The 24171-nt window shown below is 38.1% G+C and carries 26 protein-coding genes, 1 tRNA gene and 1 other annotated feature (1 of these 28 running past the window's edge); of the genes, 4 read left to right on the top strand and 23 right to left on the bottom strand.

Going from position 1 to position 24171, the window contains the following annotated elements; translation table 11 throughout:
- Positions 1 to 50: a binding site (T-box leader), on the bottom strand; it reaches 201 nt to the left of the window's first position.
- A 228-nt stretch (positions 51 to 278) separates the two neighbouring features.
- Positions 279 to 797 carry a hypothetical protein gene (locus tag HF964_RS00315; RefSeq protein ID WP_168721063.1) on the top strand — a complete coding sequence of 173 codons (519 nt, stop codon included), beginning with the start codon at positions 279 to 281 and terminating at the stop codon, positions 795 to 797.
- A 59-nt stretch (positions 798 to 856) separates the two neighbouring features.
- Here HF964_RS00315 and HF964_RS00310 read toward each other — a convergent pair whose 3' ends face one another.
- The 11 genes from HF964_RS00310 to HF964_RS00260 all read right to left on the bottom strand — a co-directional run bounded on the left by HF964_RS00310 (position 857) and on the right by HF964_RS00260 (position 9408).
- Positions 857 to 1348 (bottom strand): ECF transporter S component, encoded by a 492-nt coding sequence (locus HF964_RS00310; RefSeq protein WP_168721062.1) that lies wholly within the window; start codon positions 1346 to 1348, stop codon positions 857 to 859.
- A gap of 3 nt (positions 1349 to 1351) precedes the next feature.
- Complete coding sequence (locus HF964_RS00305; protein WP_168721061.1) at positions 1352 to 1918, bottom strand: TIGR01440 family protein; 567 nt, start codon at positions 1916 to 1918, stop codon at positions 1352 to 1354.
- Positions 1919 to 1946: 28 nt separating this feature from the next.
- A complete protein-coding gene (locus HF964_RS00300) occupies positions 1947 to 2774 on the bottom strand; it encodes a PfkB family carbohydrate kinase (RefSeq protein WP_168721060.1) in 828 nt (275 codons plus the stop codon).
- A 117-nt stretch (positions 2775 to 2891) separates the two neighbouring features.
- Complete coding sequence (locus HF964_RS00295; RefSeq protein WP_168721059.1) at positions 2892 to 3074, bottom strand: hypothetical protein; 183 nt, start codon at positions 3072 to 3074, stop codon at positions 2892 to 2894.
- A gap of 223 nt (positions 3075 to 3297) precedes the next feature.
- Positions 3298 to 3386 (bottom strand) — tRNA-Ser (locus HF964_RS00290).
- 59 nt (positions 3387 to 3445) lie between these two features.
- On the bottom strand, positions 3446 to 5929 hold the full coding sequence (locus HF964_RS00285) for a carbamoyl phosphate synthase preATP-grasp domain-containing protein (RefSeq protein ID WP_168721058.1): 2484 nt from the start codon (positions 5927 to 5929) through the stop codon (positions 3446 to 3448).
- A gap of 2 nt (positions 5930 to 5931) precedes the next feature.
- Positions 5932 to 7008, bottom strand: coding sequence for a carbamoyl phosphate synthase small subunit (locus HF964_RS00280; RefSeq protein ID WP_168721057.1), 1077 nt, complete (start codon positions 7006 to 7008; stop codon positions 5932 to 5934).
- A 35-nt stretch (positions 7009 to 7043) separates the two neighbouring features.
- Positions 7044 to 7556: a bifunctional pyr operon transcriptional regulator/uracil phosphoribosyltransferase PyrR gene (pyrR, locus tag HF964_RS00275; RefSeq protein WP_168721056.1), complete on the bottom strand. Its 513-nt coding sequence runs from the start codon at positions 7554 to 7556 to the stop codon at positions 7044 to 7046.
- 46 nt (positions 7557 to 7602) lie between these two features.
- Positions 7603 to 8532 (bottom strand): RluA family pseudouridine synthase, encoded by a 930-nt coding sequence (locus tag HF964_RS00270; RefSeq protein ID WP_168721055.1) that lies wholly within the window; start codon positions 8530 to 8532, stop codon positions 7603 to 7605.
- Entirely contained in the window at positions 8532 to 9005 is a 474-nt protein-coding gene (gene lspA / locus HF964_RS00265; RefSeq protein WP_168721054.1) for a signal peptidase II, read from the bottom strand. Before lspA ends, HF964_RS00270 begins: the two co-directional genes overlap by 1 nt.
- Positions 9006 to 9012: 7 nt before the next feature.
- The gene (locus HF964_RS00260; RefSeq protein ID WP_168721053.1) at positions 9013 to 9408 is read right to left on the bottom strand and encodes an EbsA family protein; all 396 of its coding nucleotides are present in this window, start codon (positions 9406 to 9408) and stop codon (positions 9013 to 9015) included.
- A 27-nt stretch (positions 9409 to 9435) separates the two neighbouring features.
- Here HF964_RS00260 and HF964_RS00255 point away from each other — a divergent pair, with 27 nt between their 5' ends.
- Positions 9436 to 9828: a ribonuclease HI family protein gene (locus HF964_RS00255; RefSeq protein ID WP_168721052.1), complete on the top strand. Its 393-nt coding sequence runs from the start codon at positions 9436 to 9438 to the stop codon at positions 9826 to 9828.
- On the opposite strand, the gene HF964_RS00250 is transcribed toward HF964_RS00255, so the two are convergent.
- Both HF964_RS00250 and HF964_RS00245 read right to left on the bottom strand, forming a co-directional pair.
- Positions 9822 to 10901 carry an NAD(P)/FAD-dependent oxidoreductase gene (locus HF964_RS00250; protein WP_168721051.1) on the bottom strand — a complete coding sequence of 360 codons (1080 nt, stop codon included), beginning with the start codon at positions 10899 to 10901 and terminating at the stop codon, positions 9822 to 9824. The genes HF964_RS00255 and HF964_RS00250 overlap by 7 nt on opposite strands.
- A 259-nt stretch (positions 10902 to 11160) precedes the next feature.
- Positions 11161 to 11766 (bottom strand): nitroreductase family protein, encoded by a 606-nt coding sequence (locus HF964_RS00245; protein ID WP_168721050.1) that lies wholly within the window; start codon positions 11764 to 11766, stop codon positions 11161 to 11163.
- 257 nt (positions 11767 to 12023) lie between these two features.
- Between HF964_RS00245 and HF964_RS00240 the strand changes: the two genes are divergently transcribed.
- Complete coding sequence (locus tag HF964_RS00240) at positions 12024 to 12188, top strand: hypothetical protein (protein WP_168721049.1); 165 nt, start codon at positions 12024 to 12026, stop codon at positions 12186 to 12188.
- A gap of 158 nt (positions 12189 to 12346) precedes the next feature.
- Here HF964_RS00240 and pnuC read toward each other — a convergent pair whose 3' ends face one another.
- The 6 genes from pnuC to ccpA all read right to left on the bottom strand — a co-directional run bounded on the left by pnuC (position 12347) and on the right by ccpA (position 18202).
- Entirely contained in the window at positions 12347 to 13072 is a 726-nt protein-coding gene (gene pnuC, locus HF964_RS00235; RefSeq protein ID WP_168721048.1) for a nicotinamide riboside transporter PnuC, read from the bottom strand.
- 167 nt (positions 13073 to 13239) lie between these two features.
- Positions 13240 to 15078 (bottom strand): translational GTPase TypA, encoded by a 1839-nt coding sequence (gene typA / locus HF964_RS00230; RefSeq protein ID WP_168721047.1) that lies wholly within the window; start codon positions 15076 to 15078, stop codon positions 13240 to 13242.
- A 100-nt stretch (positions 15079 to 15178) separates the two neighbouring features.
- Complete coding sequence (locus HF964_RS00225; protein ID WP_168721046.1) at positions 15179 to 15958, bottom strand: inositol monophosphatase family protein; 780 nt, start codon at positions 15956 to 15958, stop codon at positions 15179 to 15181.
- A gap of 19 nt (positions 15959 to 15977) precedes the next feature.
- A complete protein-coding gene (locus tag HF964_RS00220; protein WP_168721045.1) occupies positions 15978 to 16259 on the bottom strand; it encodes a UPF0223 family protein in 282 nt (93 codons plus the stop codon).
- Positions 16260 to 16363: 104 nt separating this feature from the next.
- Positions 16364 to 17086: a YebC/PmpR family DNA-binding transcriptional regulator gene (locus HF964_RS00215; protein WP_168721044.1), complete on the bottom strand. Its 723-nt coding sequence runs from the start codon at positions 17084 to 17086 to the stop codon at positions 16364 to 16366.
- A 114-nt stretch (positions 17087 to 17200) separates the two neighbouring features.
- Positions 17201 to 18202: a catabolite control protein A gene (ccpA, locus tag HF964_RS00210; protein ID WP_168721043.1), complete on the bottom strand. Its 1002-nt coding sequence runs from the start codon at positions 18200 to 18202 to the stop codon at positions 17201 to 17203.
- Between the two features lie 197 nt (positions 18203 to 18399).
- Between ccpA and HF964_RS00205 the strand changes: the two genes are divergently transcribed.
- Complete coding sequence (locus HF964_RS00205; protein ID WP_168721042.1) at positions 18400 to 19503, top strand: M24 family metallopeptidase; 1104 nt, start codon at positions 18400 to 18402, stop codon at positions 19501 to 19503.
- Positions 19504 to 19671: 168 nt separating this feature from the next.
- On the opposite strand, the gene HF964_RS00200 is transcribed toward HF964_RS00205, so the two are convergent.
- The 4 genes from HF964_RS00200 to HF964_RS00185 are packed head-to-tail and all read right to left on the bottom strand — an operon-like array spanning position 19672 to position 24165.
- A complete protein-coding gene (locus HF964_RS00200) occupies positions 19672 to 20169 on the bottom strand; it encodes a dihydrofolate reductase (RefSeq protein WP_168721041.1) in 498 nt (165 codons plus the stop codon).
- Positions 20170 to 20185: 16 nt separating this feature from the next.
- A complete protein-coding gene (locus tag HF964_RS00195; protein WP_168721040.1) occupies positions 20186 to 21025 on the bottom strand; it encodes a thymidylate synthase in 840 nt (279 codons plus the stop codon).
- A 25-nt stretch (positions 21026 to 21050) separates the two neighbouring features.
- Positions 21051 to 22943 (bottom strand): ABC-F family ATP-binding cassette domain-containing protein, encoded by a 1893-nt coding sequence (locus tag HF964_RS00190; protein ID WP_168721039.1) that lies wholly within the window; start codon positions 22941 to 22943, stop codon positions 21051 to 21053.
- A gap of 1 nt (position 22944) precedes the next feature.
- Positions 22945 to 24165 (bottom strand): CCA tRNA nucleotidyltransferase, encoded by a 1221-nt coding sequence (locus HF964_RS00185; RefSeq protein ID WP_168721038.1) that lies wholly within the window; start codon positions 24163 to 24165, stop codon positions 22945 to 22947.
- Between the last annotated feature and the right edge of the window lie 6 nt (positions 24166 to 24171).

Raw genomic sequence — 24171 nt, 5'->3', positions numbered from 1 at the left:
GCTCTCTATGCAATCACTTTAATATTTACTCATCTCATCAACATCATTGAATGACCAGATTATAAAACGATTAATTTAAAGTGTCAATGTTAAATCATAAATTAATTTTTCTAATTTAAATCGATATATCATTGTGCGATAATTGATTATTTTTAATGTTGCTTAACTTAATTTATAAATAGCCATCAATTATTGCTTTAATTAGATCTAATTTCAGATCATTTCTTTAATTAATGCGTACATTATTACCATCTAAAATTTTTTAAGGAGCGTATCTAATGGCATTATCAAATATCCAAAAAGCGAAAATTATCTTACAGGGTGATCTTTTAGCCCAAACCATTGCTAAAAGAGTTCATATCAGCGTTAGCCTAATTCATCAAATTCGTAACATTCAAACACCTTTTGAACAGCTCACCTTAACTGATATCGAGCAATTGGCCATGTACTACGATATTTATGGGCCAAGTACCGAAAGTTTTACCGAGCAACGCTTATTTTTAATCACATATATGATGTCGCGGGCATATTTTTATAACGGGGAACTCGAAATTATCGTGCGTGATAGCAATCACCGCCCACGCATTTTTGCGGTAATTATCACTAATCCCACCGAATTTATCGATAGTATCATTACCCACCACCCATTTTATCAACTCCTATCCGAGTTTGCCGAATTACCCCAATTAGCTTTTCATCGGCAAATTAAACGCTATTTTATTTGTAATATCCACCTACTACTCCAAGGAACATGCCAAGGTTATCAATTACGCCATCAAACGCTATTAAAACAATAAAAAACCAGCACCCAACTAACTACTAACTGTAATTAGCCAGATCCCGGTTCAAAGGTTAATTATGATAATTTTTGACGATATTTTTTAACTTGTGGAACCACTACTAAGGCCACAATTGCCCCCACAATCCCTTGGATTAAATTAGTTGGAATACCTAACGCGCCAACAATTGGCGTGTATAAAATCGCATCAGCCGCAAAATAACATGCGACCATCACAATAATAGCCGCCCCTAAGGCCAATGATTGCCGGTGATATCTCTTAAATAACCAACCAGCAATAAAACCTTCCAAGCCGTGCGCAATTAGTGAAAAGAACATGTATTGGCTGTAACCAGAAATTAAATCTAGTAATAATCCACCCAAACCACCCACAATCGCTCCAGGAACTGGGCCTAAGACAAGGGCACAAATTAAGATACACGCATCACATAAGTTAATATTCCCATGCGTCCAAGGAATAGGAATATTAAAGACACGTCCTAAAACAACGGTTAAGGCCATCATTAACGCACCAAAAATTAATTGGCGGAGGTGATTTTTTGAAGTCATCCGTTATTCCTCCAAATTAGCGGCGGTAAATTGATATTGAGCCCGCATCCCACCAATCTTTTTGGGCCGACTTGTCAAGGCAACAACCCGTGCGGCTCCGACATCACGATGCTGCAAAGGTACTGGAATCTGCACAAACTTCACATGCATTCCAATCTCGGTGCCCCCAATATCAATACCACCTTGCGCGACGATATGTTCAACTTCAACGGGATCGTCCATCCGTTGATAGGCCGCAACTTGGGTTCCACCACCAGCGTGCATTGCGGGTACAACATCCACGATTTCAAAATTATTAGCTTCTGCAACCACTCTTTCCACTAATAACGCACGATTTAAATGTTCACAACCTTGAATTGCAATGGCAATCCCACGTGGTTCCAAATATTCTTGAATGGTTTTATAAACCACTTGACCAACATCTAAACTGGAATTCGTACCTTTCCAATCACCACGAATTTCGCTCGTACTACAACCAACAACAAATAATTTCCCTGGTTGCGCCACTTGGGCAAAATAATCATCTAACACATTTTTCAAATCCGCTTGAATTTGTTCAATTGTAAGCATTCTTGGCACCTCACATATATATTATTTATTATTGTTGTTGGGCAATTTTAGCTAGGACTGGTGCTAATTGTAAACCAAATTTACGATCGGCCACGGGTAAGGCCGCCGTTGCGGTAATTGCGAGATATACCCCTTCAGCGGCTGCTTGTAGGGCCACTTTAAATGGTAAGTCCCGTTGTAAATAACCACACAACAAAGCACTAAACGTATCCCCAGCCCCATAAAAATGGCCCGTAAATTTTGGCTGCTCAATGTAGCAAACTTGCCCCGTAGCATCTTGATAAGCAATTGCAACCGTCTCATCAAAGTTAATTCCGGTTACAACCACGCGTGCTAAAATGCCGTGTTGCGGTAATTCATTTAATAATGCAGCCACTTTACTCGGCGTTGGTTTTTGTCCCAATGGCTGATCAGTTAATAACTGTAATTCTGTCCAATTGGGCGTCAAAATCGTCGCACTCTGCGCCAACTGCTTAATCGCGGCCACATAACGATTACCCAACCCTGGATATAGTTGACCTTGATCACCCATTACCGGATCAATTACAACTAAGGCGGGGTTAACCTCCGCTAATTCAGTTATTAATTGGTGTACCGACACCACGTCACCGACATAACCGACTAAGGCACTATTAATTTCCATATCGGGTATCGTTTGCCAATGGGCACTGGCAGTGGTCCGCCATGATAAAGTCGGCAAGGTTGCTGGTAGCCCGAAAGCTTCAGTTTGTGTTGATAAAATCGTAGTCGGCATAGCAATCGTTGTAATGCCAAAAGCACTTAAAATATTTAAGGCCGCGACCATCGATATTTGACCAACTGCTGATAAATCCTCAGCAATTAATGTCACTTGCATTGATTGCACCCTTTCTAATTATTCTCTAATGTATTGTTTATCATACGCTACTCATATGGTTGTGTAAATACTTCTTTAGCACAAAAAAGCCGACATTAATCGTCGACTTGGCCATCATTATTCACCATAGTGGGCTTGCTTATTGATGAATTCTTTTAAAGCGGCTTCAATTTTAACTTTTGTCTCCGCAAAATCAGGATCTTCGATACTATTTAAAATCATCGTTAAATCACTAACCTTAGCCGAAACACGCGCTTTATTCATCAATAACTCAAGTTGGGCTTCAATACTATTATCCACAGTTATTTACCTCATTAATATTATTAATCTAAGTATACCATAGTATAAAACCTTGCAAAATTGCTATTAACTTTAAAAGTATATTTTACAGTATCCATACTGCCTTAAACCAGTTTATCAATTGGATATTTATCATGTTTAGACTAAAAACGACCGTAATCCCTAAAGCACACGGGTTACGGTCGTTTTGATATTCTTGGTACTTACGTAATACCTTCATTTAAGGAGATAACAGGATTTGAACCTGCGCACCCGTTCAACACGGGTTCGGCGGATTTCGAGTCCGCTGCATTACCACTCTGCCATATCTCCATCAATAAAGAATATTGTACCAAAAATTTAGACACATTAAAAGTAATGTTTTAATTAGTTTATTTAATCAGGTGCATCGCTACACCCATTTCAAATTGGGTTGAATCTAATTCGCCGGCTGGTTGGAGATGTTGGAAGAAGTCAGTATCATTACCGACCATTTCCGCAACTTGATACTTGAAATTAACATCCGGTAATCGGGCTAACAAAACCTTGTCAGCATCGGTTGAACAGCCTAAAATACTACGCACCATTAAGCGCACCCAATTAATACCGGTCACTTTATTTAAAAAAGCGATTTGACCAAATGGCACGGGGCGTAAAATATAGTCCCCTAAATCAGTACTCAATGGTAATTGCTTTGTAATTAACTGGTACAAGCCTGGTGAAGTATCCCGTAATTGTAACTTAGGAATTTTTTGTTGATAAATTTGCGTGTAGACATTTTTATCAAGCATCAACTTACCAATTACATGCTCTGTGATGGTTATTGGATGCACATCCGTACCATCAAAATAATAATTGATCGCAAATTCATGTTCTTCCGTGGCGGGACCATGTGCCATGTACTTATCTTTGGGAATTACACACACATTAACATTGCGTTCACGTAAGGCGGCAATTAATTTAATCCGATTACCTGGCACGAGCACAAAGGCCGGTTGTTCTAATTCAACAACGTTCATAATATCAGAGATTTCCAATGGTTCAATGTACTGTTTATCGGCAAATTGAATCATCAACGATAAATCATTGGGATTATTGTTGATGATAATTGATTGAAAGCCATTAGCGCGGATTTCAGCCAAAATAGTTGCCGTCACATACGCCCCACTAGCACCATCCCCCAAACGAAATGCCCCCGTTCCAACAACTAAGACCGATTTATCGCCCAGACGTTCCGATTCATTTTCTTGTTCAAAGGTACTGTAATACACTGTTACATCTTCAGGAAATTCCCCCGCCGATGGTTCAATGGCTTTAAACGTTGGTTGTAAGTCATTATTTTTAGCCAGTTGGCGGACATCATCAAAGTCTTGATGCCATAATTTGGCAATTAAGCCATCTGAGAGGCCATAATACTTGGCTTGTTGGAGTAATGCTAGATCCCCCGGATTACGCTTAACGGCTTGCTCTAATTGCATAATATGTTGGAATTTGTAGAAGTAGTATTCATCAATCTTGGTTAATTCAGCTAATTCATCAATTGTATACCCGCGACGGAGGGCTTCAATTAACAATAAAATCCGATTATCACGGGGATGAATCAGTTGCTGAATTAAATCATTTTCTGGTAAAGCACTCATTAAATCTGGCGAGAAAACCCGATTACTAAAGTGCGCCGCCCGAATGGCTTTTTCTAGGGCTTCTTCAATTGAACGACCAATCCCAATTGTTGAGCCAACTGATTTTTGCATGGTATTCAAACGCCGATTGACTTTAATCCCAGCCGTTTCAATTTCACCAAACGCAAACACCGGAAACTTAACAACAATACGATCCATCACTGGTTCAATCATCGCCATTTTCTTGGCAAAATTACTTGGTAACACAATCCGCGTTAAGTTAACATTAGCACAGACATGCGCGGCAACAATGGCTAGTGGATAACCAGTTGAGCGAGATACCAACGTACTCGTTGAATCAAAATACGGACTAACTTTAATAACATAGTATTCATCAGTGCGTGGATCTAAGGCAAATTGAATATGAGCCGTCCCGATAATATCAAGGCCCCGCATAATCCGAAAGGCTGCCATCCGTAATCGTTGAAATTCACGGTCAGTTAACGTTTGTACTGGTGTGACTAAAATTGAATCGGCCGCATGAATCCCGACTGGATCAATATCTTCAACGGCTCCGATGAGCATATTAACATCATGGTGGTCCCGCATAACTTGGACACCTACTTCACGTAAGCCGTTAATGCCTTGTGAAATCACCACTTGTTTAATCCGACTTTGCTTCAAAGCAATTTTTAAGACTAAATCAAGGGTCTCAGAATCATTGGCCGTATGCCGGCTAGCTTCAAATTTTGGGGCCATCGGTTTGATGTTAACCGGAAAACCAATTTCGCGAGCAATATCAAAAGCCGCTTCAACACTATTAACAACTTGTGATGAAATGACTGGTTCGCCAATTTGACGTAAGCGTTTAGCCAATAATGCCGGATTATTAACCATGTTAACTGTATCTAGGCTCATCCCCAAAATTTGTAAGTTTGGAAAATCATATTGGGCAAATAAATCCCCCAACACTTGAAAAGCTGTCGTTCCACCCACTGCGGGATAAACCGCATCAGGTTGTTCAACTTCAATAATATTGCGGACATTTTCAACCGTAATTGCTTGCGGATATGCTTTGACTTTAGGATGTTCTAAACTCAGTGAGTATGGATTATCATCAATTAAAATCGTGACAATCCCTAATCCAGCAAGGGTTTCAATAACTTGGTGTGTTGCAACATCAAGTTCTGACTCACGACCAAAATCATTAGCACCACCACCAATTAAGAGAACCTTTTTAAGCTCTGTTTTCGTCATAATTAAAACCTATCCTTTGTCTCCATCATATCAAAAAATTCGTCAATCACAGTTGTCCCTTCTAATGGTCCAGGCGCTGAATCGGGGAAAAATGCAACTGAAAAGGCCGGATAATCGCGATGACGTAAGCCTTGTACTGAATCATCGATTAAATCTAAATGAGTAACAATCAATTGATCATGATTAATTGTTGCTGGATCAACGGCATATCCTGCTCCTTGTGGCACATATAAAACTGCATTGGTTATTACTTCTTTAACTGGATGATTAGTCCCGTGGTGTTCAAATGGTAATTGAATTAATTGTGCATTATTTGCTAAGGCAAAAATTTCATGCCCTAATCCAATCCCAAGTAAGGGCACCCGAGTTTGTAAAGTACGCATTAACTCAAAAACCGAGGCTGGTAGGTCGCGTGGATCCCCTGGACCAGTTGAAAAAATCACGCCATCCGGATCCAGACTTAGTACTGCTTCAGCATCTGTTTTATACGGCAATACCGTTACATCAGCATCACGTTGACTTAATTGGCGTAAAATTCCGTGCTTTAAGCCAAAATCAATCACCACGACGGTACTTCCAGTTCCCGGATTAGGATAAGCTCGGGGTGTCGCAACTGCTGCTACTTGTTGATTAGTTAACACGGTCGCGTTAAGTTGGTCAAAAGCGTGTTCATCTGGAAAATCAACAATGCTAGCTTTTTGTGGCCCTGTCTTACGTAAATGCCGAATTAACGCCCGTGTGTCTAAGCCAGCAATCCCTGGAATATTATGATAGTCCAAATATTCATTCAGATTCATCCGCTTTTGCCGATTTGTTGAGACTTCCGCCACATCGCGGACAATGACCCCTTTAGCCGTTGGCATAATTGATTCGTAAGCATCGTGATTAATCCCACCAGCCCCAATCGTTGGTGCCCCAAAAACGATAATTTGATTATGATAGATTTGATTCGTGATAATTTCTTGGTAGCCAGTCATAGCCGTATTAAAGACAATATGGCCAAATGTAGTTGCTCTGGAGCCAAAACCCTCACCTTCAAAAATACTGCCATCAGCTAAAATTAAATAGCGCTTACTCATCTTGTAACACTCCTTTCAAGAATCGATTACGCTCTTTACCCAATACTTACTTCATCAATTCCATCAACTTCTTCAACATTAACGCGAATACGTTCATTTTGGGCCGTTGGAATATTTTTACCAACAAAATCCGCCCGAATTGGTAATTCACGATGACCACGATCAACTAAAACAGCTAAATTGATACTTGCAGGCCGCCCATTATCCATAATCGCATCCATCGCTGCCCGAATAGTCCGGCCAGTGTAAAGCACGTCATCCACTAAAACAACACGCTTGTTAGTAACGTCAATACCGATATTGATTTTTTCACGGTCTTTGATATCTGCATCATCGCGATACCATGAAATATCTAATTCTCCAACTGGAATCGTGGTATTTTCAAGTTGTTGTAAACGATCTGCAATCCGACGGGCTAAGTATACTCCCCGCGTTTTAATTCCGACCAATACTAATTCATTTATACCCCGATTACGTTCAATAATTTCATATGTGATCCGAGTCAATGCGCGTTGCATTGCCATTGCATCAATAATTTCTTTTGTCATTTTAATTTCCTCATCATCTAGTCTTAAACACTTATTAATTAAGTGTTTAGCAATTATTAACGTCAAATTCTAAACCATCTTCAAGTGGTGTTAATTTATTGAGCATATCTTTAAAATAGCCTGGTAGTTGGGTATCAAAAACTAATTCTTGGCCGGTTGATGGTTGTGTAAGGCCTAATGTCTTAGCATGTAGATACTGTCCGTTGCCCGCTAGTGTCTTGCGAGGCCCATATAACGGATCTCCTGCAACTGGATGACCAATATAAGCCATATGAACCCGAATTTGGTGTGTCCGCCCAGTTTCTAAGACAGCTTTTACTAATGTAAAACCATCAAAATGTTTAAGCACCGTAAAATGAGTTACCGCATCACGACCGTCTTTAACCGCTGCTTGCTTTTTACGATCACTCATTGAACGGCCTAAAGGTACGTTAATTGTCCCTTTTTGCTCATTAATTGTGCCATGTACTAAAGCATAATATTCACGTAAGTTTTTCTTAGCTTTTAATTGTGCTTGTAATGCTTGATGAGCATGATCATTTTTGGCAACCATCAACAATCCAGACGTATCTTTATCAATACGGTGAACAATTCCAGGACGAAATGTCCCATTGATTGTTGAAAGTGGTGAGTGATGTAATAAGGCGTTCACCAACGTCCCATTACTGTGGCCAGCCGCAGGATGTACGACCATGCCTTGCGGTTTATTAACTATAATTACATCATCATCTTCATATACGATATCCAATGGAATATCTTCTGGAATTAAATCCAATTCAACTGGTGCTGGTGGATTAATCTCCACTTCATCACCTGTTTTAACACTGTACTTAGCCTTAACGGTTTTACCATTAACGGTAACCAAATCCTTTTTGATCCAATCATTTAATTGTGACCGTGTATATTCACTAAAATGATCACCTAAGACTTTATCCAAACGGCCAGTTTCTTCTGTAACTGTAAATGTTTCTGTCATTAATTTAAATCCTTATCTCTTAAAATTGCTACAAAGAGGAAAATTACCCCAAACGTAAGCGCCATATCGGCAATGTTAAAAATTGGGAAATTAATAAATTTTAAATCAAACATATCGACAACGTATCCTTGACGAGCTCGATCAAAAAAATTCCCTAATGCTCCGGCAAAAATCAATGCCAATGAAGATTGCAATAATTTATGACCGTTAAATTTTATATACGCATATATAATAGCTATCACTGCGATAATTGTTACAATCCAAAAGAACCATTGCTGACCTTTTAAAAAGCTCCAAGCCGCACCATCATTATATAACTTAGTAATACTTAATATGCCTGGAATCAGTGTGTGTTCAATCAAATTATTGCCATGAATACCTAAATTTGTGCCTTGAATAAGTGCTTTTACTACTTGATCGGCAACAAGGACACTTAAAACCATCCCTGCGTCGAGCGGTAATTGTTTTTTCATACGTAGTTTAATTCCTTTCAAGGTCAAACCCATCAATAGTGGTTTTGACTTGTTCTAAAAATTTATTTTGGAGCAAATAACTATGTTCGTGGCCATTTTTGGTAAAAGTAAAGCGGTGTTGCTTACCAAATGAATACGCTTCTAGGTTACGTAAATCAATGCTATCATAGTGATAGAAAATTCGACCTATATACATGCGTTCATCAATCAGGTAAACACGACGACGAAGAATACTTAGAACTAAAGCAACAATAAAGATAATTAATGTTACTCCAGTCCAGAAATTAAAGTGGGTAATTTCAAGTTGAATAATTAATGATAGTAAGCCGATTGCTGCGACCCAACTCCAAGAAATTATCCACATTAAGCCACTAGGTTGGTAAAATGATTTTACAGGTTTCAAATAAATCACCTCGAGGTTAAAATTTTTATGATTAAGTTATATACTGATGCAGCTACTAAAGGCAACCCCGGTCCAAGTGCCGCCGGAGTTTTGCTTGTTATTGATGGCCAGCAAATCCAATTAAAACATTTCTTAGGTACGCTTTCAAACCATGAAGCTGAGTTTGCAGCAACACTATTTGCTTTCCAGCAAATACCAAAATATGCACGCTCTAATGAAACAATTTTTTTCTTTACTGATAGTAAAATTGTCGATCAAAGTTTAGCAACAAATTATGCCAAACATTTCCAAGCATATGTTGATCAAATTAATGCAATTCAAGATCAATTTCCACTTGTGGTGAGCCAATGGCTACCAGAACGTATGAATCATGGCGCACATAACTTAGCCTTACAAGCTTTGCATGCTGATAATCAATGAATATAATCAGTTACTGGCTTAGTATACTCACTGATATTTAAATTAGGATTAATAAATAATTCAGCTAATAATTTAGCAATTGCTGGCCCTGTCGTTAAACCAGATGAACCTAAACCGCTAGCAACATAAATATGCGCATATCCTGGTAGCTGGCCAAAAAATGGTGCAAAATCAGGTGTATATGCACGCGTGCCAACCCGAACGTTTGCCAGTTGTTCATTACCCAAAGCAGGATTAATCTTATGTGCACTTACCATTAAATCATTAACTATAGTCTGATCAATTGTTAAATCAAATCCTTGTGCATCTTCATGACTTGCACCAACGATAACACCTTGATTAGACGGGAGATAATCATATTCACCTTCAGGCATTAAAACAGGTGTATCATGTGGCAAAGGGCTTGTCTGATAATTTATTAATTGCCCCTTTTGTGGGCGTACCGTCGCCGTAAGTCCTAATGGCGTAATAGTCTGTGCTAACCATGCCCCAGTTGCTAAAATCAACCGATCAAAGTTAGCTTCACCAATAATTTGACCATCTGGAGTCAACTTGACTTGTTGATGCACGATATTAACATCTAAGAAAGCTGTTAATTCATATAAAAAAGCTGTCCCATCAATTTGTGCACCACCAGCTACAAAGATACCATCATCAGTTATCCTTACCCCCGGTAGACGTTTATTAATCTCTGAAGCACTTAGCAATTCAATTTGTTGCATTGCCGGTGTTGTTTTTAAACGCTCCATTGCCAATTCATATAATTCAGTTAACTTGTTAGCCTCTCGACGTGTCACAATCGTACCATTTTGGCGATAAGCTGCAGATGTTAATTGTGCAGTGGCGACAATTTCTGGATACAATTTGGCACCGAGTTTAGCCAGTTCATACCAACGTTTATTACGACGTTTTGATAGCCATGGTGAAATAATACCTGCGGCGGCTTTAGTTGCTTGACCTGTACCTTCATCAAAGATTGTGATATTTTCAAAGCCAGCTTGTTTGAGATAATACGCAGTTGTTAGACCAACAATTCCACCGCCAATGATAGCGATTCGTGTATCTCTTGTCATCCAATTACTCCCTTTCAAACGTTTTTAACCATTACCTTTAATTATACCAAAATATAAGATGCTTTTATGTAATAAAAAAGAGAGTATGATAAAATTCAAACGATATTAATAAATACGACAGATGCCTTCCTAAAGAAAATTTTTCTTCAAGAAGGCATCTGTCGTATTTCAAATATATTAGGCTTTTGAAACACATTTTAACGCTAAATTAGCGCTAAAAAATATTTATAACAAAATCCTTTTTTTACTAATGTATTAATTACTTACCAAGAACACGGAAACGTTCGTCTTCAGCAACGAATTCTTTTTCACCAGCTGGTGCTTCAATTGATCCAAGAACCAATTGTGAGCGTAAACGCCATTCAGCCGGAATGTCAAATTCAGCAGCAACTTCAGCATCAACGATTGGGTTGTAGTGTTGTAATGAAGCACCAAGGCCAGCTTCAGTCAATGCTAACCAAGTAGCGTAGTTGGCAATACCCATACCTTGTTCTGACCAGTCATAGAAGTTATCAGCATAAAGTGGTGCCATTTCTTCAAATTGCTTAACAACGGCAGTTTCAGTAAAGAACAAGACAGTTGCATAACCAGCTTTAAAACTATCAATCTTAGCCTTAGTAGCGGCAAGCGCTTCTTCACCTTCAACAATTGTGCTTAACTTGTTAAATACGATGTCCCAGAAAGCATCATGCTTGTCGTTAAATAAAATAACGGCACGTGGAGTTTGGTTGTTAAATGCAGTTGGCGCTTGCTTAACAGCTTCCTTAATAAGTGCTTCTAATTGATCATTTGAAAGGTTAACGTTCTTTCCAAGTGCGTAAATAGTACGACGTTGTGCTGCTAATTTTAAGAATGATTCTGTCATAATTTAATTTCTCCAATAATTTTTAATTTAAATCTCTTAACAAAAAGTAAGTATACACGCTATCAAAAAGTAAGTAAAGACTTTTGTGCAAAATTTTTAAATTTATTTTTTGACTTTAACATCAATTGCAAACTAAAAACTTACGTAATTCTAATTATATTCCTATCCAATTCACAGGCAAACCATTGCGATTCTCGGTATACTTATTATAGTTAATAAATTCAGATATCGGTCTTAAGAAAGGAATAAAAATAATCATGTTCAACAACAAATTACAAGTAAACGGTCCAAAAATGTCAGTTGGTTCAATCGTCGATCCATCACAATTTGCTCGCGTTAGTGCCGAAAAGAACTTCCTTTACCACAATTCAGTCGTTAAACCAGCTCCTCGCAACGGTTTCTTCAAGTTTTTCTCAAAATAAAGTACTGTAACAAACAGTTAGTCTCCACCAAGAATAAAAGCCAGGAAATTAATTTTTCTTGGCTTTTTTTGTATATATTTGAATATATTAAATTTTTGCAATGTGCCAATGTGCATTAATAGCAAATTACTACCGTGAAATAGTTCTGGTATTCTTTTTTATTCTCCTGCACCTCCTTCGTTATCTGCCGCCCCTGTTGCCCAAACCCGGCTTGCATAGACAGCATTAAACAATAAGGCTAACTGCAACGTTACTTGTGAAATATTGGCCCCTAATGATCCAACATCATTGTGCCCCACAATCGTTTGAATTGTTAAAATCAGCCAGTAAATAAAATTAGCAATATTAACAACAATCCACAATGACCAATTTTCTTGAAATTTTAAAATATAGAGAATTTGGGCGATGAAACTCACAACAAAATTGATTGAATCCAAATATGGTAATTGTCCATGTAGCATTGCTAAAATAAACCAGCCAATCCCCCATGCAACAAAGGCTCCACCAAAAATTAATTGTCGCTTTGCTTTGTTAAATGAATGGGTTGCTGCGTCGTTTCCCCATAAATACCAACCAATCGGTTGTGAAATTATGTAGAAAATATCAATGGCAAACGAACCATAAGCATGTGAAATCCAGGCCACATAAGTCATTGCAACACATTGGATAAAACCAAAAATAAATGATATTTTTCGCCCCTTCATTCCATAAACTAGACAAATAACCCCCGCAACACCTGAAATCATTCCAATTAAAGAATCTGGCACAATTACATAAGCAATAATTTGTAGCAAAATTAGCGCACTGATGTAAAGCACTTCAAATTTTTTCCAGTTCGTAAACAATTGGTTATACCACCAACCATGGTTACTTGTTGTTTGCATAAAAAGCCTCCTTTTTTATAATAAATTGTTAATCATTCCAATCAAAATCAGCTTCATTATAAACTATTTTAGTATTTAAATTTGCAAAAAAAGCCTGTCAAAAATGAATTTCATTTTTGACAGGCTTTTTAATTGTAAAATTTAAGCTAAACTAACTAAAGTTAAAATTAACCTTGAGTTTTCTTACGCTTAGCGGCCTTTTCACGTTCACCAGTGTTCAAGATTTGCTTACGCAAACGAACATTTTCTGGTGTTACTTCTACATATTCATCATCATTCAAGAATTCAAGTGAATCTTCAAGAGTCATCACACGAGGAGTCTTAATTGATGCAGTTTGGTCCTTGTTTGATGAACGAACGTTTGATTGTGGCTTAGCTTTAGTAACGTTAACAGAAATGTCATTATCACGAGAGTTCATACCAACGATCATACCTTCATATACTTCAACACCGGCACCAGTAAACATGATACCACGGTCTTCAACACCCATGATAGCATAGTTAGTAGTTGAACCTTGGTTAATTGAAACCAAAGCACCGTTGTGACGACCAGGTGCCCAGTTCTTGATAACTGGACCATATGAATCGTAAGTGTGGTTAAAGATACCGTAACCACGAGTCAATGAAAGGAATTCAGTTGAGTAACCAATCAAACCACGTGAAGGTGCAAGGAAAGTCAAACGAGTTTGACCGTTTCCTACAGATTCCATGTTTTGCATTTCACCCTTACGTTGTGAAAGTGAATCAATAACTGATCCAGTGTATTCATCAGGAGTATCAATTTGAACTGCTTCAAATGGTTCTGACATTACACCGTCAACTTCACGGAAGATAACTTGTGGACGTGATGCTTGTAATTCGAAACCTTCACGACGAAGAGTTTCAATCAAGATTGACAAGTGCAATTCACCACGACCAGAAACAAGCCATGTACCAGCTTCGTTAGTGTCTTCAACACGTAATGAAACGTCAGTGTGCAATTCGCGACGCAAACGATCTTCTAATTGACGCGCAGTAACAAACTTACCTTCACGACCAGCAAATGGTGAGTTGTTAGTACGGAAAGTCATTTGAAGAGTTGGTTCGTCAATCCGCAAGATTGGTAATGCTTCAAGGTTTGAAGGTGCAACAACTGTTTCACCAACATTGATTTCATCCATACCAGCAACGGCAATCAAGTCACCGGCTTTAGCTGATTCAATTTCAACACGGTCTAAACCAATGAAACCAAACAACTTAGTAACACGGAAAGTTGGTGTTGAACCATCAAGTTTCATAACAGAAACGTTGTCCCCGATGTTAATAGAACCACGAACAACACGACCGATACCGATACGACCAACGAAATCGTTGTAATCAAGCATTGAAACTTGGAATTGTAAAGGTTCTGAAGCATTGTCTTCAGGAGCTGGAATTGTTTCAAAAACTTTGTCGAAGATTGGCTTCATAGTGTGTTCTTGAGTATCTAACTCAGGATCCAATGATGAAGTTCCGTTCATTGCTGAAGCAAAGATAACTGGGAAGTCAAGTTGATCTTCTTCGGCACCCAATTCGATGAACAAGTCAAGCACTTCGTCAACTACTTCTTCAGGACGTGAACCAGGACGGTCAATTTTGTTAACAACCACGATAGGTGTCAAGTTTTGTTCAAAGGCTTTCTTCAAAACAAAACGAGTTTGTGGCATTGTACCTTCAAAGGCATCAACAACCAAAAGCACACCGTCAACCATTGACATGATACGTTCAACTTCACCACCGAAGTCCGCGTGTCCAGGTGTATCTAAGATGTTAATTTGACGGTCCCCAACCTTAACGGCTGTGTTCTTTGAAAGGATAGTGATACCACGTTCCTTTTCAATGTCGTTTGTATCCATGGCACGGTCTGAGATTTCAGTCCGACCATCAAGTGTATCTGATTGCTTCAATAATTCGTTAACCAAAGTTGTTTTACCATGGTCAACGTGGGCAATAATAGCAATGTTACGAATGTCTTCACGTTTTGCCAAAATTCTGTTCTCCTTAAGATAAATGTTCCTTTTAATTTGTTGACGTGTTTAATCAATGATTCAAACCATTAAAAAATCGGGTTATTAGCCCGATCGTCAACTACGGCTGTTGCAGCTGCACAATTTGTTTGTGCGCACTCGCAGTCGCCGATAAAACTGTACTTGATAATAACATATCAATTTCCTTGCCGTCAATTGTTGTAACCAGTATTTTATTAGTTTCTAATAAAACTTTTGCTGCTGCAAAGTCCCACGGCTTCATTTTAGAGGCATAACCAACCATTTTTCCTTCTAAAACTTTAATAAATGAAATCCCTGCAGAACCGTTTATACGCACGCCTGAGGACATTTTAGCAATTTCCATAAAATGCATCTCATTAGTTAGTAAACGGCTAGCACTGAGCTCAATAAGGCCCTCATTTAACGTAATATCAGCTGGCACTGGGATTTTTTTCGTATCACACCAGACCCCTAGCTGGGGACCACCATGATAAATTTTATTTTTAGCAACATCCATAATCCAGCCTAAAATTGGTTGATTATCAATATATAATGCTAACATGATTGCAAAATCATCATGTTGCTTAATAAAATTCATCGTTCCATCAATTGGATCAATAAACCAAACCGCTCCGGCCATCGATTTTACTTGACCATGATCGTTTTCCTCACCAATTATTTTAGCAGCTGGCATTAGCGAACTAATTTTTTTGCGTAGTAGTTGTTCTACTTGTTTATCGACATTAGTTACTAGATCAAGACGACTAGTTTTTTGTTCAACGGTCAAATCAGTTTGCAAGCATTGATAAACTAATGTGTGTGCTTCTTTAAGCCACTGATTAACCGTTTTATCAATATTTTTTAACGTTGCCGTATCCATTATTTTCCCTCGATTACTATTACAAACTTAATTTTAATTTAGCTTGCGTTGCTTCACGTGCTGCTTTCATCGTTTGATAAATACTATAGCCTGATGCTGCCGTAAATTCACGATCGAGTTGTTTTTCTTCAAATTTCATTGGTACAACTTCTTTAAAATCACGGTAGGCCATTAATAGGCTTTCTCGGTTAACACCAGTTTCATAAGCATCTGCCACTAATGCATAAAATTTGGTCACTTTAATAATATCACTAGTACTCCATGCTGCATCTAATGGCAAACTAAAATTTTCATTACTCACAAACGTTCACTCCCTTACTTCTAATAACTTTAAGTATACTTTATCTACATACCAATTACACAAAATAAAATAAAAAAAGACGAACCAAAGTTCGTCTTTTTTTATTATTCTGCTGAGTGGTATACAGCTGAAACATCATCGTTATCTTCAAGTTCTTCGATCATAGCTGCAAAAGTAGCTGCTTTATCTTCTGGAACTTCAACTGTATTTTGTGGAAGCATTGTAACTTCATCTTGAGAAACTTCATAACCTTGTTCAACAAGGGCGTCACGAACTGTTTCAAAGTCTGCAGGTTCTGTAATTACTTCAAACCCATCTTCAGTTGCTTTCATATCTTCAGCACCAGCTTCAATAGCTGCTTCAAAGACAGTATCTTCATCCAAGTTTAAGTCTTCATCGTTGGCAATAAAGATATAACCCTTACGGTCAAACATAAAGGCCACTGAACCGGTAGTTCCAAGTGAACCACCATGGTGTGTAAATGCTGAACGAACTGAAGCTGCGGTACGGTTACGGTTATCAGTCAAAGCTTGTACTAAAACCGCAGTTCCGGCAGGACCATATCCTTCATACGTAATTTCTTCATAGTTAGCACCACCAGCACCAGTTGCTTTATCCAATGCACGTTGCACATTGTCTTTAGGCATGTTAGCTGCTTTGGCTTTTTCCATTACTAAACGAAGAGCTGGGTTACCATCTGGATCGGCACCACCGATTTTTGCTGCGGTATAAAGGTCACGTGAGATCTTTTGGAAGACCTTACCACGTTTTGCATCTTGGGCGTTTTTACGGCCTTGAATGTTGTGCCATTTTGAGTGTCCTGACATCTTCAGTACTCCTTTTTAATTTTTATTTGTTTATTAGAAATCAACTTCCTTAACAGAGATAGTATACTCGTCTGATGTAGTGATATCAATATATCTGCGGTATTTTTTTAATATTTATCGCGTTGTTTGTCGGCTAATAATCCCATATGGTAGTGATAACCGACCGTTTTCAATATTTTCTTTGCCCATTAATTTAGTTAGCATCCGCATTGCAACTGCTCCCATATCATACATTGGAATACTAATTGTTGTTAACTGTGGCCGAGTAATCTGTGTCAATTTTGTATTGATTGCCGTAATGATTTCAAAATCATTTGGCACACTAACTCCTCGATCAGTTAGACCATTAAGGACCCCAGCTGCCAATTCATCAGCACCAACAAAAGCTGCAGTAGCACTAGTACCATATAGTTCATTTGCTAATTCAAAACCAGCATTATACGTATAATTAGTTGCAAAAATTAAGGTTTCATCAAAGGCAATATCTGCTTCTGCAAGTGCTTCTTTATAACCTTTTAATCGGTATTCTTTATTAATTGCTTGTTCCAAGCTACCAGAAATAAATGCAATCTTTTTATGGCCGTTACTGATTAGCTTTGCTACAGCATCTTTAGTTGCCGCAGTATAATCAATATTAACCGTCGGAGTTTGATTTTTTTCATCAACACCACCTGCTAAGACAATTGGTACATTTGTATGACTAAATTGTTCACGTAATTTATCCCGTAAACCATTCCCCATATAAATAATCCCATCAACTTGTTTTGCTAGTAAATTTTCTAAAACCTGTAATTCTTTTGTACCTGAATCATCAGAATTGGCCAAAATGATATTGTAATGATACATTGACGCTACATCATCTACTCCACGGGCTAGTTCAGAAAAAAACATATCGGTTACATCTGGAATGATGACGCCAACGGTTGTAGTTTTCTTTGATGCCAGACCGCGAGCAACTGCATTGGGACGGTAATCAAGCCGATCAATTACTGCCAAAACCTTGTCTTTTGTCGCTTGTTTCACATTACTGTTGCCATTAACAACTCGTGAAACTGTCGCCATTGAAACCCCCGCTTCGCGAGCAACATCATAAATTGTAACATTTTCTTTTTCCATACTCGTGCACCAAACCTCACATCACTTTTATTCCAAAAGCCTATTATAGCAAGTTTTCATTTCATTTTCATTGTTAAATATAGTTTAACAAACAAATAATCTAATATGCAAGCGTTTACATTTTTATTTTTGTTAATATCTTTAATTATAAGTGTTATCATTGTAAACAAATATTACCTTTAGAATCGAGGACTCATATGGAATATACGCAATTAAATCAAATTCGTGATTGGCTTGGCCAAAATAAGGCAGAAGTCGCTTACTTTTCTAACTTCGAATCAGTCCAATACTTAACTGGTTTTGGTTCTGATCCTATTGAACGGGTTTTAGCCCTCTTCGTATTCCCCGAAGCAGAACCTTTTATCTTTTGTCCAGCACTTGAAGTCGAAGTAGTTAAAGCAACTGGCTGGCCATATGGTGTGTATGGTTATCAAGACCATGAACAACCATTTGCCATGATTGCACAACATATTAAAGAACGTGTTGCTAATCCTATTAATTGGGCAATTGAAAAGCAAACTTTAACAGTTGAACGCTTTGAAGCTATCCATGCATTTTTCCCAAATGCCCAATTTAACTTGGATATGACACCTTATATGCAAACAATGCGTTTGATTAAAACACCAGCTGAGATTGCCCTATTACAACAAGCTGGTCGTGATGCTGACTTTGCAATGGAAGTTGGATTTAAGGCAATTGCAGAAGGTAAGACAGAACTACAAGTTACTGCAGAATTAGAATACCAATCAAAACTTCGTGGTGTTACAGGTATGAGTTTTGATACGTTGGTTCAAGCAGGAGCACATGCAGCTGATCCACATGGTGCTACTTCTGAAATTCAAATGCACCGCAATGAGTTAATCCTTTTTGACCTTGGTACTTTATATAAAGGTTATATCTCAGATACTTCAAGAACTTTTGCCTTTGGGAAACCAAATCAAAAGGCACTTGAAGTACACAAAGTAGTATTAGAAGCTCAATTAACCGCGCAAGCAGCTGTTAAACCCGGTATAACAGCTGCACAGCTTGATAAAATAGCACGTGATGTCATTACAAAAGCTGGATACGGTGAATACTTTATCCATCGTCTTGGCCATGGTATGGGGACAAGTGAACATGAATACCCATCAATCATGGAAGGTAACAACCTTGAATTACAGCCGGGAATGACTTTCTCAATTGAACCAGGAATTTACATTCCAGGTGAAGTTGGCGTTCGAATTGAAGATTGTGTCGTGGTTACTGAAACTGGCGCTGACGCTTTCACTCACTCACCAAAAGAATTACGTTACATTGACTAACAATACTTATTACATCTAGATAGGCGCACATTTTTGTCAGTGATAATTTACTGCCAAACGTGTTCTAAAAGCAGATACTAGCATACAACGACAAACAGGCTGAAGAAAAAATCTTCAGCCTGTTTTAGTGTCGTATTCTGTATCTAAGTGCCTTTGAGAACACTTGCTTTATTTTGAACGTCGATAAATTTTAAACGTATGCGGAATCGTATTGCGTTCATCCAACACACCGATTCGTTGTTCAACTAATTGCCACATTGTTAAGTCAACTGGTGGCACGTGTGCATCCCCACCAGGAACATCCAAATCAACTTCTGTCACTGCTAATTCATCAGCATGAGGCATAAATGAAGCATAAATTGCCACTCCACCGATTACGGATAAATCCAAGCCTTTTTCAACAGTTGCAGCTAAAACCTCAGCAACCGAATGCATAACTTCAAATCCAGCTGGAGCGACAAACGTTTCATCATGGGTTAATACAATATTTGTCCGTTGCGGTAACGGGCGGTTATTAAACGTTTTAAAAGTATTACGACCCATTACAATTGGATGGCCAATCGTTTCTTGCTTAAAAAAAGCTAAATCAGCCGGTAACCGCCAAGGAATATTCCCATCCTTAGCAATTACGTGATCATGAGCTTCCGCCCATACCATATTAATCATCGGAAGTCTCCTTTTATTAAATCGCTAATTCAAATTTCAATTGAGGTTTAACTGGTTGATAATCCTCTAGTACAAAATCTTCTGGCTTAATATCAAAGAAATTAGTACCATCTGGGACGTTTAATACCAATTTAGGGGCCACCTCACTTGGTGTTCGGTTTAAAAGCTCATTGGCTTGTGCGAATTGATTATCATAAATGTGCAGATTGTTGATAAAGTAGAAAAACTTACCAACTTTCCAGCCAAAGTGCTTGGCAATCATCATTTGTAACGCCACGTATTGCATTGCGTTAATGTGGTGGGCCACTAGCATATCATTTGAACGTTGAATCAAAGTAGCATCAAGGTAAATATCATCGCCAACACGACGGACATCATACATACTTTGGAAAGCACACGGCTTTAACCCATCCGTTGCAGCCAAATCTTCATATTGCCACAAGTCAATAATATTACGGCGATTCCATGGATTATCCGCCAATGCTGTCAATAAATTACTGATAATATCGTGTTTGCGGACAGTCGCTCCGTAGCGTTGCCCAATGGTCTGCCCATCATCAATCACCCAATCACGCCAGTATTTAACACCGTATTTTTCTTCTAAAACATCAATGCGATTAGTTTGATCTTGATAAATCCAAAAAATTTCTTTAATCGCGGCCTTAATTGGAATTGGGCGTAATGTTGTAATCGGAAATTCACCTTTACTAATATCATATTCGGCAAATGACCCAGTAATATATTTACTGTTCGCCGTTTTACCATCTTTATAATGTGGTCGGGCTTGTTCTGACATTACCCCATTATCTAAAATATTTTTAATATTTTGCTTAAAAATCTCATCGGCTTTAGTCATTGCCCATTCTCCTAAGGTTTTTTGTTTAATTTGCTAATTCTGATAAATATTCCCAACGATCCATCATCGTTTCAAGTTGGGTGCTAACTGTTTCAAGTTGGCGTTGAAGTTCTGATAATTTAGTAAAATCAGCACCATTTGCTTCCATTTGTGTTTCAATCTCAGCTTGTTGATTTTCTAATTTTTCAATATCGTTTTCAATCGTTGCCCATTCTTGTTTTTCTTTATAGGTCATTTTTTTCTTGGCTGGTACTGCTGCATCTACTTTAGCCATGTGTTTTTCTGCTTTTGTAACATGTTTTGTAACAGGATGAGCTTGTGCTAATTGCGTTTCTAAATAACTACTAAATAACCCAGTATATTGTTCAATTTCACCATTACCATCAAAAATAAGTAACTTATCGGCTACCTTATCTAAGAAATAGCGATCATGAGAAACCGTGATAACTGTCCCTTGGAAACTAGCCAAATAGTCCTCTAGCACTGTTAAAGTACCAATATCTAAATCATTAGTTGGTTCATCTAAGAATAAAACATTAGGCCGCGACATTAATAGTTTCAACAAGTATAGCCGACGCTTCTCACCACCTGATAACTTACGAATTAATGTTCCATGCATAAAGCGCGGAAATAAAAACTGTTCTAACAACTCAGTCACACTAACATCATTGCCGTTGTTATCTTTGATTGTCTCAGCAACCTCACTCAAATACGCAATCATACGTTTGTCATCTGGAATAGGCTCCATTTGTTGCGTGTAAAAGGCTAATTTAACCGTTTCACCAATCTCAATGACTCCACTATCTAATGGTACCCGTTGTGCTAAGGCATTCAAAAAAGTTGATTTACCAGCTCCATTAGCACCTGTAATTCCAATTCTTTGTTGCGCCTGAATTAGGTAATTAAAGTCATGTAAAATAACTTTATCGCCAAAAGCTAAATTAGCATTTTCAACCGTAATAACCTTTTTACCCAATCGTTGTTGTCCTAAGTTAACTTCAACATCTTGATCAATTTGTAATGTATTACGATTAGCTTCAATCTCAGCAAAAGCATTTTGGCGAGCTGTTTGCTTAGTTGAACGTGCCCGTGCAGAGGTCTTCATCCAAGCCAATTCTTTTTTATAAAGCTGTTCTTGCTTGTGATCAGCAACTACTGCCGCTGCTACACGTTCTGCTTTTTGTGCCACAAAGTCAGCATAGTTTCCTTGGTATTCATAAATTTCACCAAATGACAATTCAAAAATGCGTGTTGCTACTTGGTCAAGGAAATAACGATCATGGGTTACTGTTAAAACTGCCCCCTTGTAGTTAGCTAAGTACTTTTCTAACCAGGCAATTGAATCAAAATCCAAATGGTTAGTTGGTTCATCAAGGATTAATAAATCAGGTTTTTGAATTAAAACTTGTGCTAACCCAACCCGCTTCTTTTGACCACCAGATAATTTGCCAACAACTTGATTCAAGTCTGGTACATGTAGTTGCGTCAAGATAGTTTTAACTTCAGCTTCTGCTAACCATGCATCTTCTTGATTCATAGCATCCTCAGCCTTAGTATAGCGTGCCAATAATTTCGTATCATCGGGATTAGCGCTATAAGCACTTAAGGCAGCCTCATAATTACGAATTGTTTGAAAAACTGGTTGACTACCAGCAAAAGCAGCTTCCATAACTGTCAAGCTTTCATCTAGCTCAGGTTGTTGTTTTAAATAGCTAACTCGATAATCATTAGGCTTAATAATTTGACCTTGATCAGCTGAATTTAAATCAGCAATCACATTCAATAATGATGTTTTACCTGATCCATTGACTCCAATTAACCCAATTCGATCATTTTCGTTAATTAAAAACGAGATATCTTTAAATAAAGTCTTTTCACCATACACACTGGTAAGGCCTTCAACCCGTAATTGTTGCATGTTATTCTCCCTTACTTTGCAGCATTTCAGCGTATGCGAGTAAATCTGATAAATGATTTTTTAACTGACCAATGACAACCGCATGTTCAATTTTGCCTAAAATTTCCCCCATTTTAGGGCCTGGCTTGACAATCCCTGTAGCAATCAATTGTTGTCCATCAATTGCTAATTGGCGTTTATTAGTAATTGCTAAGTTATGCAATGCTGCCATGTATTCTTCACCTTCAAATGAACTGAAATTGAGTTTCAATACAGCTAATGCAATTGGTAATACACTTCCAACTTGATATAATTCCCAATTAGTTATCTCAACTTGTTGACGATACAATTGAATGAAATGGTATGCTGTTTTTACTTGCTTAATAAAGTCATTACTATGCTTCCAAGCTTTCAAAAAGCGACCCGCATCAGCTTCATTTAAACCTAATTGATCAATCAAATACGTCCAAGCGGTTGCTTCATCTGGTAAGGTTTTTCCTTGTAACTTTAGTCCAGCTGCAACGATATCTAATTCACGTCCCATATCTATATTGGGAACGTAATTAAATAAACCACTTTGGGCAAAATTCATTAAACCCTCCGCCGCGGCTTTCCCAAGCATTAATTTACTTAACTCGACATTAATTCGTTCTACAGCGATATTAGTAAGCAAATGCGCTTCAGCTTTAATCGCCTCATTAGTTGTCTTTTCTATTACAAAGCCCAATTGTGCGCTAAAACGTAATGCCCGCATCATCCGTAAAGCATCTTCATGGAATCGTTCAATTGGATTCCCAACCGCACGAATAATATGGTTATCAAGATCTACTAAACCATTAAATAAATCCACAATTTCACCATTTGCGCGCATCGCTAATGCATTGATTGTGAAATCTCGTCGTTTTAAATCTTCAGCTAAATCACGGACAAAGTTGACAGAATCCGGCCGTCGAAAATCTGTATATCCGGTTTCAGTTCGAAAAGTTGTTGTTTCGTAGCCATTGCCGTGATCTAAAATCATAACTGTTCCGTGTTCAATACCCGTATCAACAGTTTTTTCAAATAAAGCTTTTATTTCTGATGGATAAGCACTTGTGGCAATATCAACATCATGAATGGCTTTGCCCAATAACATATCGCGGACGCTGCCACCAACAAAATAAGCCTCAAAGCCAGCGTTAGTTATCGTTTCTAAAATCGGTAACGCTGCCATAAATTCTTGTGGTAAATTCGCAATTTTCACTGCATT

The organism is Periweissella fabalis, from assembly GCF_012396505.1.
In the GTDB taxonomy this organism is placed as follows: Bacteria; Bacillota; Bacilli; order Lactobacillales; family Lactobacillaceae; genus Periweissella; species Periweissella fabalis.
The sequence above is the reverse complement of the archived record's forward strand: the minus strand, read 5'-3'. Positions and strand labels throughout refer to the sequence as shown.

Bases quoted from the DNA above. Each gene is read 5' to 3' on its own strand.
- pnuC (WP_168721048.1), bottom strand. From the start codon at position 13,072: ATGCAAACAACAAGTAACCATGGTTGGTGGTATAACCAATTGTTTACG.
- HF964_RS00200 (WP_168721041.1), bottom strand. From the start codon at position 20,169: ATGATTAATATGGTATGGGCGGAAGCTCATGATCACGTAATTGCTAAG.
- HF964_RS00255 (WP_168721052.1), top strand. From the start codon at position 9,436: ATGATTAAGTTATATACTGATGCAGCTACTAAAGGCAACCCCGGTCCA.
- HF964_RS00225 (WP_168721046.1), bottom strand. From the start codon at position 15,958: ATGGATACGGCAACGTTAAAAAATATTGATAAAACGGTTAATCAGTGG.
- HF964_RS00195 (WP_168721040.1), bottom strand. From the start codon at position 21,025: ATGACTAAAGCCGATGAGATTTTTAAGCAAAATATTAAAAATATTTTA.
- HF964_RS00245 (WP_168721050.1), bottom strand. From the start codon at position 11,766: ATGACAGAATCATTCTTAAAATTAGCAGCACAACGTCGTACTATTTAC.
- HF964_RS00310 (WP_168721062.1), bottom strand. From the start codon at position 1,348: ATGACTTCAAAAAATCACCTCCGCCAATTAATTTTTGGTGCGTTAATG.
- HF964_RS00285 (WP_168721058.1), bottom strand. From the start codon at position 5,929: ATGACGAAAACAGAGCTTAAAAAGGTTCTCTTAATTGGTGGTGGTGCT.
- lspA (WP_168721054.1), bottom strand. From the start codon at position 9,005: ATGAAAAAACAATTACCGCTCGACGCAGGGATGGTTTTAAGTGTCCTT.
- HF964_RS00250 (WP_168721051.1), bottom strand. From the start codon at position 10,901: ATGACAAGAGATACACGAATCGCTATCATTGGCGGTGGAATTGTTGGT.
- HF964_RS00240 (WP_168721049.1), top strand. From the start codon at position 12,024: ATGTTCAACAACAAATTACAAGTAAACGGTCCAAAAATGTCAGTTGGT.
- HF964_RS00215 (WP_168721044.1), bottom strand. From the start codon at position 17,086: ATGTCAGGACACTCAAAATGGCACAACATTCAAGGCCGTAAAAACGCC.
- HF964_RS00305 (WP_168721061.1), bottom strand. From the start codon at position 1,918: ATGCTTACAATTGAACAAATTCAAGCGGATTTGAAAAATGTGTTAGAT.
- pyrR (WP_168721056.1), bottom strand. From the start codon at position 7,556: ATGACAAAAGAAATTATTGATGCAATGGCAATGCAACGCGCATTGACT.
- HF964_RS00190 (WP_168721039.1), bottom strand. From the start codon at position 22,943: ATGCAACAATTACGGGTTGAAGGCCTTACCAGTGTGTATGGTGAAAAG.
- HF964_RS00315 (WP_168721063.1), top strand. From the start codon at position 279: ATGGCATTATCAAATATCCAAAAAGCGAAAATTATCTTACAGGGTGAT.
- HF964_RS00300 (WP_168721060.1), bottom strand. From the start codon at position 2,774: ATGCAAGTGACATTAATTGCTGAGGATTTATCAGCAGTTGGTCAAATA.
- ccpA (WP_168721043.1), bottom strand. From the start codon at position 18,202: ATGGAAAAAGAAAATGTTACAATTTATGATGTTGCTCGCGAAGCGGGG.
- HF964_RS00270 (WP_168721055.1), bottom strand. From the start codon at position 8,532: ATGACAGAAACATTTACAGTTACAGAAGAAACTGGCCGTTTGGATAAA.
- HF964_RS00205 (WP_168721042.1), top strand. From the start codon at position 18,400: ATGGAATATACGCAATTAAATCAAATTCGTGATTGGCTTGGCCAAAAT.
- HF964_RS00280 (WP_168721057.1), bottom strand. From the start codon at position 7,008: ATGAGTAAGCGCTATTTAATTTTAGCTGATGGCAGTATTTTTGAAGGT.